The organism is Paraburkholderia dipogonis, from assembly GCF_042680985.1.
GTDB lineage: Bacteria > Pseudomonadota > Gammaproteobacteria > Burkholderiales > Burkholderiaceae > Paraburkholderia > Paraburkholderia phytofirmans.
In genome coordinates this window covers 189,661-202,068 of record NZ_JBHUFR010000010.1, presented here as the reverse complement: position 1 = coordinate 202,068, position 12,408 = coordinate 189,661, and the positions used below count along the sequence as shown (strand labels likewise).

The following is a 12,408-nucleotide window of genomic DNA, read 5'->3' as shown; positions in this document are numbered from 1 at the left end:
TGCATGCTCGAAGTTCGCGGCCCGCCTTGCAAACGGCCGCGAACAACTGGCTTGTCTGCTTGAATACTCGTGCTCAAACGTGGTTTTGTCTCCACCGGTTCGATACAGCGATCCTATCTCGGCTTCGCATTCACATGCCGCAGCAGGTCCGCAAGCCGCCTGCCTTCCTGATCCGGATATTGTTCGAGCACCTGAAGATTCTGAATCTTCTCCAGCCCGAAATTGCGGAAATCGCCGCGCAATTCACACCACGCGCCAAGCGTCCAGCGCGCGCCCCAATACGCGAGGGCGAGCGGCCAGACACGGCGCTCGCTCGCCGCGCCGTTCACATCGACGTAGGCAAAGCTCACCACATGCCGCGTGTCGATCGCACGATGCAGCGCGTCGAGCTGCGCGGAAAAATCCCCTTTGATGTGAAAGGACGGCGCGAAGACCGCCAGCCTTTCCAAGGTCGCGCGCTTGTCGGCGGGCATGGCCGAGGCGATCTTGGCGAGCGCGCCGCGCGCGCCGCCCGCAAAGCCGGCGCCGCCCCACGATTCGAGCATGCGCGCGCCGGCGGCGAGCGCGGCCAGTTCATCGGCGGTGAACGTGAGCGGCGGCAAACTCGCCGTCCGGCTCAGCCGATAGCCGATGCCGGCTTCGCCTTCGATCGGCACGCCTGACAGTTGCAGATCGCGCACGTCGCGATACACGGTGCGCAGCGAGATATGCAGCCAGTCGGCGAGTTGTTGCGCGGTGGTCAGACGCCGTCCGCGCAACAGCTCGGCGATCTGGAACAGGCGGTCGGCGCGGCGCGTCATCGTGGGCGTCTTGTAGAAGAGGACGGGGACAGTTCCGCGATGATAGCGCCGCATGCCGCGCTCCGGTCGGCGTTCGCGCGCGGCGCTCAGCCACCGCCGCGCACGACGTTGTGTTGCGTTGCGTTTAGCCGTTGGTCCGCGAATGCAGGCCGAGGCGGTTGCCTTCCGTGTCGGTGAAGAACGCGATATAGCCGATGTCCTGCGGCAGTTTGATCACCGGACCGTCGGTCTTGCCGCCGGCTTGCTCGACGCGCGCGAGGACGGCGTCGACGGTCGGCTGCGCGTTCAGATAGACGAGCACGCCGTCGCCGGTGGGCGTCATCGACGGGCTGTGGACGATCGCGCCGCCGGTCGCCGGTTCCTCGTAGCCGAACACGGCGATCGGCTGGCCGCCGATTTCCTGGACGTTCAGTTTGACGTCGAGCGCCGCTTCATAGAAGCGGACGGCGCGATCGAAATCGACGGACGGAATCTCGAACCATGCAACAACTTTGGATGATGCGGACATGTCACTCTCCTGTGGATGGCGTAAGCCGTGCAAAGCGCCAGATGGCGTGAGAAGGAGTGTGCGGGGGTGCTACTGACAGCGTGGTGTCAGTAGGAGGTGGCAGGAGCGACGAAAGCAGTGGTGAAAGAAAAGACCGCCCGCAGGCCATAGGCGAAAAAAAACCGCGGAGCCGGTCCGCGGTTTTCGTCGCCGTATTGCATGTCGGACGCTGCGTGCCTCAGGCCGCCGGCGTATCGCTTTGCGGCCGCTGCCGCACGCTGCCCGCGATCAGATCGAAACGGAACAGACGGCATTCGAGCGCGCCGTTGAAGAGCGGCGTCTTGGTCGATTCACGCAGGCGCAACTGGCCCGGCAGCTTGCGATCCGATGTCAGGATGAACGCGTGCCAACCGGTGAAACGCTGCTTGAGCGCATCGCCGAGCGACTGGAAAAATTCGCTGTCCGGCGCTTCTTCCTGGACGCGCCGAAAGCCCTCGTCTTCGCGATTGTCGCGGCTTTCGCGATTACCGCGGCCTTCACGAAGCTCGCCGCGAGCATTGCGCCCGCGCACTTCGATCCGTTCGCCGTATGGCGGGTTGGCGACGAGGATGCCTGCTGCGGATGTCGGCGGCGTCATGCCGCGCGCGTCGACCTGTTTAAGCGGGATCGACGGCAAGCCCGCGCGTTGGAAGTTAGCGCGCGCCTTGTCGAGCATGTCGCCGGAAATATCGCTGCCGAAGATTTGCAGATCGGCGCGCGAACTACGCGCGGCGTGCTTCGCATCGAGCGCGGCGGCCTTGAGCGTTTGCCAGGTTTTGGCTTCGTATTGCTTGAGCCTCTCGAAGCCGAAGCGGCGTTCCGCGCCCGGCGCGATGTTCAGCGCGACTTGTGCGGCTTCCGCGAGGAAGGTGCCGCTGCCGCACATCGGGTCGTACAGGGGCATGCCGGCGGTCCAGCCGGTCAGACGCAGAATGCCCGCGGCCAGATTCTCGCGCAGCGGCGCCGCGCCCTTGTCGAGGCGCCAGCCGCGCTTGAAGAGCGGATCGCCCGAGGTGTCGAGATACAGCGTGCAGTCGGCGGCGGTGAGAAAGGCGAAGACGCGCACGTCGGGCGTGGCCGTGTCGATGTTGGGACGCGCGCCGCTGACTTCGCGCAGACGATCGCAGATGGCGTCCTTGACGCGCAGCGTCGTGAATTCCAGGCTGCGCAGCGGCGACTTGATCGCCGTGACGTCGACGCGCAGCGTTTCATTCGCCGAGAACCATTGTTCCCAGCGCTGTTCGACGGCGAGTGCGTAGATGTCCTGCTCGCTGCGATACGGGCGATGCGCGATTTTCAGCAGCACGCGGCTCGCGAGACGCGAATACAGGTTGGCGGCCATGCCGGCGGCCCAGCCTCCGCGGAAATGCACGCCGCCCGGCACTTGTGCGCCGGCTGTGAACGGCGCGCCGTTCAGGTGGTTGGCGGCGATTTCGGTGAGTTCAGCCGCAAGCGAAGCTTCGAGGCCGCGCGGGCAAGGGAGGAAGAAATCGAAGGACATTGAGGTTGCCGGGAGGCGGATGGGTAAGGGCGTATTGTACGCGGTCGAGATGTTGTGCTTTTGCACGGGTTTTTTTGTTGGATTGGCCTTTCCTTGAATTGTTAGTGGTCTATTGGCGTTGCCCCTGTGCGGGGCGGCACCTACTTTCTTTGCCGCGGCAAAGAAAGTAGGCAAAGAAAGCCGCTTCACACCGCCAGCCTGGAAGCGGGTCCCCTGGCTTGGAGGAGGCAGTGGTGCATCTGGAATCCGGCATCTCGCCCATTCCCCGGGAGCGACAAGGCAGTCATACCTCCCGCCTCGCACTCCGTGCTCGCCGGGGCGGTCTGCCCGAAAGACCGTGGCTTCGGTTCGCGCGGCGGGGGCCGTCGGCTTCGCCTCGGCGACATGCAGGGAGGATGATGGGAGCGCACCGCGCGGCACGCCCTGACGCCGCGTGGAGACCAGGTGCAGGCGAACGCCTGCACCCCCACGGGTTGATGAAGTACCGCCACGGTGCGCGCAGCGTCGCCGGAAGAATGACTGCTTTGTCACCAGGGCGGAATGTGCGAGAACACGGATTCCAGATGCACCACTCCCGTGGCTGTGCGGGGGACCCGCTTCCAGGCTGGCGGTGCAAAGCGGCTTTCTTTGCCTACTTTCTTTGCCGCGGCAAAGAAAGTAGGTGCCGCCCCGCACAGGGGCAACGCCAATAGACCACTAACAATTCAAGGAAAGGCCAACACAAAAAAAACCGGACCAAGCACCGCGCAAGCAAAAAACCCCACACCTTCAAGCCTTCAAAAACTGCTCCCGCGCGCCAAGCCAGCGCGCCAAATGCTGCATCACAACCTCCGGATACTTCTCAAGCAAAACCGCCGCAGCCTCCCGCGCAGGCTCAATCAACCATTGATCATTCTGAAGATCCGCAAACCTCAACATCGCCGCCCCCGATTGCCGCGCCCCCAAAAACTCCCCCGGCCCGCGAATCTCGAGATCCCGCCTGGCGATCTCAAACCCATCGGTCGTCTCCCGCATCGTCTGAAGCCGCGCCCGCGCAGTCATCGACAAAGGCCCGGTATAGAGCAGCACGCAAACCGAAGCCGCACTCCCACGCCCGACCCGTCCCCGCAACTGATGCAGCTGCGCCAGCCCAAACCGCTCGGCATGCTCGATCACCATCAACGACGCATTCGGCACATCGACACCCACTTCGATCACCGTCGTCGCCACCAGCAACTGCACCTCGTTGCGAGTAAACGCATCCATCACCGCCGCTTTTTCGGCCGGCGCCAGACGTCCATGCACAAGGCCGACTTTCAACTCGGGCAAAGCGGCCACCAGCGTCTCATACGTCTCGACCGCAGTCTGCAGCTGCAAAGTCTCGCTTTCCTCGATCAACGGACACACCCAGTACACCTGGCGCCCCGTCAACGCGGCCTCGCGCACGCGTCCGATCACCTCCTCGCGCCGCGCGTCGGACACCAGCTTGGTCAGGATCGGCGTGCGCCCGGGCGGCAATTCGTCGATGGTCGAAACGTCGAGGTCGGCGTAATACGTCATCGCGAGCGTGCGCGGAATCGGCGTCGCCGACATCATCAATTGATGCGGCTGGAAATCGCGCGCGCCATCGGCGGCGTTCTGCGCCTTGGCGCGCAGCGCGAGCCGTTGCGCCACGCCGAAACGGTGCTGTTCGTCCACGATCACGAGCCCGAGGCGCGCAAACTCGACCGCGTCCTGGATGATCGCGTGCGTGCCGATCACGAGTTGCGCGGTGCCGAGCGCGGCGGCTTCGATCGCGGCGCGCTTCTCCCGGGTTTTCAGGCTGCCGGCGAGCCACGCGACGCTCACGCCGAGCGGCTCCAGCCAGCCGCGCAATTTGCGCGCGTGCTGTTCGGCGAGAATCTCGGTCGGCGCCATGAGCGCGGCCTGGTAGCCGGCGTCGATGGCCTGCGCCGCAGCCAAAGCGGCGACGATTGTCTTGCCACTGCCGACGTCGCCCTGCAAGAGCCGCTGCATCGGATGAGGCTGGGTCAGATCGAGCGCGATCTCGCCACCGACGCGCTCCTGCGCAGCTGTCAGCGAAAACGGCAGCGCCTTCAGCAAGCGCGCCACCAGCGCCGCTTCGTCGCCCAGCTTGCGCCGCGGCATGGCCGGCGCGGCGCGCGTGCGGCGTTCGTCGTGCGCGCGCTTGAGCGACATCTGCTGCGCGAGCAGTTCCTCGAACTTGATACGCACCCAGGCCGGATGCGTCCCGTCGATCAACGCGGTCTCGTCCGAATGCACGCCCGGATGATGCAGGGTGCGCACGGCGTCCATCAACGACGGCACGCCGAGCGGCTCCATGAACGTTCGCGCGACCGCTTCGGGCAGCAGCTCCGGCAGCGACGTGCGCGACAGCGCGTTGTCGATCGATTTGCGCAGATACGCCTGCGTCACGCCCGCGGTGCTCGGATACACCGGCGTGAGCGCCTGCGGCAGCGGCGTGTCTTCGTCGACCACGCGCACGGCCGGATGCACCATCTCCATGCCGAAGAAACCGCCGCGCACGTCGCCGCGCACCCTCAGCCGCGCGCCGATCGCCATCTGCTTGACTTGCGAGCCGTAGAAATTCAGAAAGCGCAGCACGAGTTCGTCGCCGGCGTCGTCGCGCAGTTTCACCAGCAACTGACGGCGCGGACGATAGGCGATTTCGTTGTCGAACACCACGCCTTCGGTTTGCGAAATGCCGCCCGGCAGCAGATGCCCGATCGGCGTCAGCGAGGTTTCGTCCTCGTAGCGCATGGGCAGATGCAGCACGAGGTCGATGTCGCGTGTGAGGCCGAGTTTGGCGAGCTTGTCGGCGGTCTTTTCCGCGGGTTTGGCGGCGGGTTTGGCGGCGGACTTCGCTGCGGATTTCGTGGCGACCTTGGGCCCGGGCTTGCCGGCGGGTCTGTCGCCGAATATGTCGTCAGGCTTGACGGCGGGTTTGTCGCCAGATGGTTCCACGAGGCTTTCGGTGCGCTCGCCGCCGGATGTGCCAGCAAGACGGTCGGCGTGCTCGCGGCCAGATGCACCAGCAAGGCCGTCGGTGTGCTCGCCGCCGGATGTGTCAGCGTGCGTGCCTACGCTTTTGCCGCCAATTGCGTCCGCGGGCTTGCCATCCGATTCGCCGCCTCGTCGCGCGGCTTTTCCAGGGCTTAACCCAACCTCCGCGCCTGCGTCCACACCCGCGTCGCTCCCCTGCGCCGCCGCCTTGCCGCGCGAGACGCGGCGCCTGGGTTCGGCGCTCGCTTCATCGGTAACGGAGGGCAATCGGCGGTCGGACAAAGGCATGGGCTGCTTCGCAAGTACAATATCGGCTGTCAAAGGGTTCGGCGCCATACAGCGCGCGGGCTCGCGGGCCGCTCTGGCGTCCCGCAATCATAGCCGCCCGGCTCCGGCTTCGGCTCAATTCAGTTTCATTTCGCTTCCAGTCGTTCGCATGTTGACGCTTTCCGATTTCGATTTCGATCTGCCTCCCGAGCTGATCGCGCAAGTCGCGCTGCCTGAGCGCAGCGCCAGCCGCCTGCTCGAGGTGGATCACCCGGCCGACGCCGCCGGCCCCGCGCGCCTGATCGACCGCCGCTTTGCCGAGTTGCCCGAATGCATCGCGCCCGGCGACCTGCTGGTCTTCAACGATACCAAAGTCCTGAAGGCGCGCTTCCTCGGCCAGAAGGCCAGTGGCGGCAAGATCGAAGTGCTGGTAGAGCGGCTCACGGGCGAGCGCACGGCGCTCGCGCAGGTCCGCGCAAGCAAGAGCCCGCAGCCGGGCACCACGATCCGGCTGGCGGATGCCTTCGACGTCACGGTCGGCGAGCGTGTCGAACCGTTCTACACGCTGCATTTCCCCAACGACTGCCTGACGCTGATCGAGCAGTTCGGCCGTCTGCCGCTGCCGCCGTACATCGAGCACGATCCCGATTCGACCGATGAAACCCGCTATCAGACGGTGTTCGCGCAGAATCCCGGCGCGGTCGCCGCGCCCACGGCCGGCCTGCATTTCGACGACGCGCTGCTGGGCCGCCTCGACGAAAAAGGCGTGGAACGCGCGACGCTGACGCTGCACGTCGGCGCGGGCACGTTCCAGCCTGTGCGTGTCGAAAATCTCGCCGAGCACAAGATGCATAGCGAGTGGTATCACCTGCCGCAATCGCTCGCCGACAAGATCGCGGCGACACGCGCGCGCGGCAACCGCGTGATCGCGGTGGGCACGACCTCGATGCGCGCACTCGAAGCCGCCGCGCGCGACGCCGAGGCCGCGGGTCGCCCGTTGGCCGCAGCCAGCACGGAAACCGATATCTTCATCACGCCGGGCTATAAATTCCGCGTGGTCGACCGGCTGGTCACCAATTTCCATTTGCCGAAGTCCACGCTGCTGATGCTGGTGTCGGCTTTCGCGGGCGTCGAGACGATTCGCGAGACGTATCGCCACGCAATTGAGCAGCGTTACCGCTTCTTCAGTTACGGCGACGCGATGCTGCTCACGCGGCGCGACGCTTAACGCTGGCTCAGAACCGTTACAGCTTTGCAGTTCCTCAAGCCGCCGCGAACCTCGCTGGCGGCGTTTCAACTTATTGCGCCGGACTTGTCGATCCGGAGTTGGCGCTTTAGCGCTTACTCCGGTCCCATGCAAAGCTGTTTCCGGTAGCACAGGAGTCAATTCATGACCGACGGTCAAACCGTTAGCCCGCGCGCCGATCACGGCGCATACCTGGGCGATCACGTTCGCCCCGACAACGGCCTCAAATTCGAACTGCTCGGCACCGACGGCCAGGCCCGCCGCGGCCGCGTCACGCTGAATCACGGCGTGGTGGAAACGCCGATCTTCATGCCGGTCGGCACCTACGGCACCGTGAAGGCCGTGCAGCCGCGCGAGCTGGAGGAAATGCACGCGCAGATCATTCTCGGCAACACTTTCCACCTGTGGCTGCGCCCGGGTCTGGAAACCATCGAGGCGCACGGCGGCCTGCACGGCTTCATGGGCTGGAAAAAGCCGATCCTCACCGACTCCGGCGGCTTCCAGGTGTTCTCGCTCGGCGATCTGCGCAAGATCACCGAAGACGGCGTCACGTTCGCGTCGCCGATCAACGGCGACAAGCTGTTCCTGTCGCCCGAAGTGTCGATGCAGATCCAGAAAGTGCTGAACTCGGACATCGTCATGCAGTTCGACGAATGCACGCCGTACGCGACCAACAACGTGCCGACCTCGCACAAGGAAGCCGCCGATTCGATGCGCATGTCGATGCGCTGGGCGCAGCGCTCCATCGACGAATTCAGGCGCCTGGGCAATCCGAACGCGCTGTTCGGCATCGTGCAGGGCGGCATGTTCGAAGACCTGCGCGACGAGTCGCTGGCGGGCCTCGCGGAGAAGGATTTCCACGGCTTGGCGATCGGCGGCCTGTCGGTCGGCGAGCCGAAGGAAGACATGATGCGCGTGCTGAACCACATCGGCCCCAAGTTGCCCGCCAACAAGCCGCACTATCTGATGGGCGTCGGCACGCCGGAAGATCTGGTGGCGGGCGTGGCCGCCGGCGTCGACATGTTCGACTGCGTGATGCCGACCCGCAATGCGCGCAACGGCTGGCTGTTCACGCGTTTCGGCGACGTCAAGATCCGTAACGCCGCGCACAAGAATTCGCTGCGCCCGCTCGACGAGCAATGTGGCTGCTACACCTGCAGAAATTTCACTCGCGGCTATCTGCATCATCTGCATCGAGTAGGGGAAATCCTCGGTGCGCAGTTGAACACGATCCACAACCTGCACTACTACCTCGAACTGATGCAGGAAATCCGCGACGCGATCGACGCCAGAATGTTCGAGGCTTTCCGCAAACGCTTCCACGAGAACCGCGCGCGCGGCACCGCCGAGGCGCCCTGACGGCGCGCGGCGGATGGATTCCACAGAACAATCCGTCCGCCGCACAACGGAAAACCTTACAATCAACTTTCGCGAACGGCGAGAAAAACGGCCAAGCAGGCTTTAAACGGTTGATCGCAAAGCCGATTCGCCGCGCCGACGCGCGTCGGGCCGGTGGTAGAATAACCGGCTGATTTTTTTGATCGTTTTGACTTATAACGGAGAGACCAACGTGTCGTTCATTTCCAATGCCTTCGCCCAAGGCACAGCAACAGGTGGCATTGAATCGAACCTGATGAGCTTCCTGCCGCTGATCCTGATGTTCGGCGTGCTGTACTTCATCATGATTCGGCCGCAAATGAAGCGCCAGAAGGAACATCGCAACATGCTCGCCGCGATGGCCAAGGGCGATGAAGTGGTGACGAATGGCGGCATCGTCGGCAAGGTGACCAAGGTGGGCGAAGCTTACGTCGGCGTCGAAATCTCGGAAGGCACGGAAATCACCGTGCAAAAAGCGTCGGTCACGACGATTCTCCCGAAGGGCACGATCAAGTCGCTGTAAGGCCTGCTCTCTCGCGTCCGGCGCGGCCTCGCCGGCGATTCATGCAATCTGACGCTGAATTGCCCGCGCTCATCGCCGGACGCATCGCTTCCAAGCCAACCTTCCCGTTGGACCACTCATGAATCGCTACCCCCTCTGGAAATACGCCGTGATGCTGGTGGCTCTGGTCATCGGCCTCGTGTACACGCTGCCCAACCTGTTCGGCGAAGCGCCGGCGGTGCAGGTGTCGAGCGGCAAGGCCACGGTCAAGCTCGACTCGACCACGCTGTCGGCCGTCGAAGCCGCGCTCGCCGCGAATCAGATCAAGCCGGACGACGTCACGTTCGACAACTCGGCGACCAACGCGAACATCCGCGTGCGTCTGCCGGACACCGACACGCAGTTGCGCGTGAAGGACCTGCTGCAGAAGTCGCTGAACAGCGACCCGACCGACCCGCAGTTCATCGTGGCGCTGAACCTGCAAAGCGCGTCGCCGCGCTGGCTGACCGCCTTGCACGCGCTGCCGATGTACCTCGGTCTCGATCTGCGCGGCGGCGTTCACTTCCTGCTGCAGGTCGACATGGCCGGCGCGCTGAACAAGAAGCTCGATTCGGACGCTTCGGACGCGCGCACGCTGCTGCGTGACAAGAACATTCGCGACGGCGGCGTGAACCGCGTCAACCAGTCGGTGGTGATCAATTTCGCCGACCAGGCCACGGCGGACAACGCGTCGAAGCAACTGAGCCGCAGCATCGCCGAACTCCAGTGGGCCTCGCAAGCCGGTCCCGACGGTGGCGTGCAACTGGTCGGCACGTTCACGCCGGCAGTGCAGAAAGCCGTGCAGGACGCCGCGCTCAAGCAGAACATCACCACGCTGCATAACCGCGTTAATGAACTCGGCGTGGCCGAGCCGGTGATCCAGCAGCAAGGCGCCGACCGCATCGTGGTCGAACTGCCGGGCGTGCAGGACACGGCGAAGGCGAAGGACATCATCGGCCGCACGGCAACGCTCGAAGCGCGCCTCGCCGATCCGGTCAACACGCATCCGAATCCGTCCGATCCGGTGCCGCCGGGCGACGAGCTGTTCACGCAAGGCAACCAGACGCCGGTGCTGCTGCGCAAGCAGATCATCTTCACGGGCGACCGGATCATCGACGCGTCGGCGGGCTTCGACGAACATCAACGTCCGTCCGTGAACATCCGTCTGGATTCGGCCGGCGGCCGCGCGGTGGCGAGCATCTCGCGCGACAACATCGGCAAGCCGATGGCCATGGTGCTGTTCGAAAAAGGCAAGGGCGAAGTGCTGACGGTGGCCACCATCCAGTCGGAACTGGGCGACCGCTTCCAGATCACCGGCCAGGCCACGCCGCAAGGCGCCGCCGACCTCGCGCTGCTGCTGCGCGCCGGTTCGCTGGCCGCGCCGATGGACATCATCGAAGAACGCACGATCGGCCCGAGCCTCGGCGCGGACAACATTAAGAAGGGCTTCCACTCGGTGGTGTGGGGCTTCGCGGCGATCGCCGTCTTCATGATCGCGTACTACATGCTGTTCGGCGTGATCTCGATGATCGGCCTGTCGGTCAACCTGCTGCTGCTGATCGCCGTGCTGTCCATGCTGCAGGCCACGCTCACCTTGCCGGGTATCGCGGCTATCGCGCTCGCGCTCGGTATGGCGATCGACGCCAACGTGCTGATCAACGAACGCGTGCGTGAAGAACTGCGCAACGGCGCGCCGCCGCAACTGGCCATCCAGAACGGCTACGCGCACGCCTGGGCGACGATTCTCGACTCGAACGTCACCACGCTGATCGCCGGTATCGCGCTGCTCGCGTTCGGCTCCGGCCCGGTGCGCGGTTTTGCGATCGTGCACTGTATCGGCATTCTGACGTCGATGTTCTCGGCCGTGTTCTTCTCGCGCGGCATCGTCAATCTCTGGTACGGCGGCAAGAAGAAGCTGAAGTCGCTGGCCATCGGCCAAGTGTGGCGTCCGGAGACGGCGCCGGCAGGCTCGGCTGCTTACCTCGGTAGCGAAGATGCGGCGACCGACACGGCGCAAGCCGTCGCCGCGGTCGCTGCCAAGCCGTCGAAAGCGAGAGCTGCGGTCGCGCAGGCTCGCGCTGGCAAGCCGACTGTGCGTCGCCGCAATGCGCCGGATTCGTCCGCTACGTCGAACACGCCGCAGAAACCGGGTTCATCCCGCTGAGTCCCGGAGAACAAGACCATGGAATTTTTCCGTTTCCGCAAAGACATTCCGTTCATGCAGCGCGCGTTGATTTTCAACGCGATCTCGCTGCTGACGTTCCTTGCTGCTGTGTTTTTCCTGCTGCATCGCGGGCTGCATCTGTCGGTGGAGTTCACGGGCGGTACGGTCGTCGAAGTGCAGTATCCGGGCGCCGCGCCGCTCGAACCGGTGCGCGCGACGCTGGGCAAGCTCGGTTACGCCGACGCTCAGGTGCAGAACTTCGGCACCTCGCGCGACGTGTTGATCCGCCTGCCGCTCAAGCAGGGCTATACCTCCGCGCAACAGAGCGATCAGGTGATGACCGCGCTGAAGGCCGAGACGCCGCAGGTGCAACTGCAACGCGTCGAGTTCGTCGGCCCGCAGGTCGGCAAGGAACTCGCCACCGACGGCCTGCTCGCGCTTGCCTGTGTGGTGGTGGGCATCGTGATTTACCTGTCGTTCCGCTTCGAATGGAAGTACGCGGTGGCCGGCGTGATCGCGAACTTGCACGACGTGATCATCATTCTCGGCTTCTTCGCGTTCTTCCAGTGGGAGTTCTCGCTGTCGGTGCTGGCCGCGGTGCTCGCGGTGCTCGGCTATTCGGTGAACGAGTCGGTGGTTATCTTCGACCGGATTCGTGAGACCTTCCGCCGCGAGCGCAAGCTGACCGTAATCGAGGTGATCAACCACGCGATCACCAGCACCATGTCGCGAACCATCATCACCCACGGCTGTACGCAGATGATGGTGCTGTCGATGTTCCTGTTCGGCGGCCCAACGCTGCATTACTTTGCTCTCGCGCTGACGGTCGGTATTCTGTTCGGTATCTACTCGTCGGTGTTCGTCGCCGCGGCGCTCGCCATGTGGTTCGGCGTGAAGCGCGAAGACCTGATCAAGGACAGGAAGGATCGCCCCGACGCGGACGATCCGAACGCGGGTGCGCAAGTCTGATTCTGTTGTAGCGT

The 12,408-nt window shown here is 64.4% G+C and carries 9 protein-coding genes; 5 read left to right on the top strand and 4 right to left on the bottom strand.

Translation table 11 applies throughout. From position 1 onward, the window contains the following. Window positions 1-113: 113 nt before the first annotated feature. The 4 genes from ACFSNN_RS13405 to recG all read right to left on the bottom strand — a co-directional run bounded on the left by ACFSNN_RS13405 (window position 114) and on the right by recG (window position 6,118). Complete coding sequence (locus ACFSNN_RS13405; protein ID WP_134457117.1) at window positions 114-854, bottom strand: helix-turn-helix transcriptional regulator; 741 nt, start codon at window positions 852-854, stop codon at window positions 114-116. A gap of 70 nt (window positions 855-924) precedes the next feature. Then, complete coding sequence (locus ACFSNN_RS13400; RefSeq protein WP_134457116.1) at window positions 925-1,308, bottom strand: VOC family protein; 384 nt, start codon at window positions 1,306-1,308, stop codon at window positions 925-927. Between the two features lie 217 nt (window positions 1,309-1,525). Then, window positions 1,526-2,827 (bottom strand): THUMP domain-containing class I SAM-dependent RNA methyltransferase, encoded by a 1,302-nt coding sequence (locus ACFSNN_RS13395; RefSeq protein WP_134457115.1) that lies wholly within the window; start codon window positions 2,825-2,827, stop codon window positions 1,526-1,528. A gap of 768 nt (window positions 2,828-3,595) precedes the next feature. Then, the gene (gene recG / locus ACFSNN_RS13390; RefSeq protein ID WP_244322789.1) at window positions 3,596-6,118 is read right to left on the bottom strand and encodes an ATP-dependent DNA helicase RecG; all 2,523 of its coding nucleotides are present in this window, start codon (window positions 6,116-6,118) and stop codon (window positions 3,596-3,598) included. Window positions 6,119-6,266: 148 nt separating this feature from the next. Here recG and queA point away from each other — a divergent pair, with 148 nt between their 5' ends. From queA to secF, 5 genes are all read left to right on the top strand, one after another. Continuing rightward, complete coding sequence (gene queA / locus ACFSNN_RS13385) at window positions 6,267-7,325, top strand: tRNA preQ1(34) S-adenosylmethionine ribosyltransferase-isomerase QueA (protein ID WP_134457113.1); 1,059 nt, start codon at window positions 6,267-6,269, stop codon at window positions 7,323-7,325. A gap of 162 nt (window positions 7,326-7,487) precedes the next feature. Continuing rightward, complete coding sequence (tgt, locus tag ACFSNN_RS13380; protein ID WP_244322788.1) at window positions 7,488-8,702, top strand: tRNA guanosine(34) transglycosylase Tgt; 1,215 nt, start codon at window positions 7,488-7,490, stop codon at window positions 8,700-8,702. 211 nt (window positions 8,703-8,913) lie between these two features. Further along, window positions 8,914-9,243, top strand: a complete 330-nt coding sequence (yajC, locus tag ACFSNN_RS13375) for a preprotein translocase subunit YajC (RefSeq protein ID WP_007179286.1) — start codon at window positions 8,914-8,916, stop codon at window positions 9,241-9,243. A gap of 118 nt (window positions 9,244-9,361) precedes the next feature. Next, a complete protein-coding gene (secD, locus tag ACFSNN_RS13370; RefSeq protein WP_134457112.1) occupies window positions 9,362-11,425 on the top strand; it encodes a protein translocase subunit SecD in 2,064 nt (687 codons plus the stop codon). Window positions 11,426-11,443: 18 nt separating this feature from the next. Next, window positions 11,444-12,394: a protein translocase subunit SecF gene (secF, locus tag ACFSNN_RS13365; protein ID WP_106310526.1), complete on the top strand. Its 951-nt coding sequence runs from the start codon at window positions 11,444-11,446 to the stop codon at window positions 12,392-12,394. Window positions 12,395-12,408: the final 14 nt, after the last annotated feature.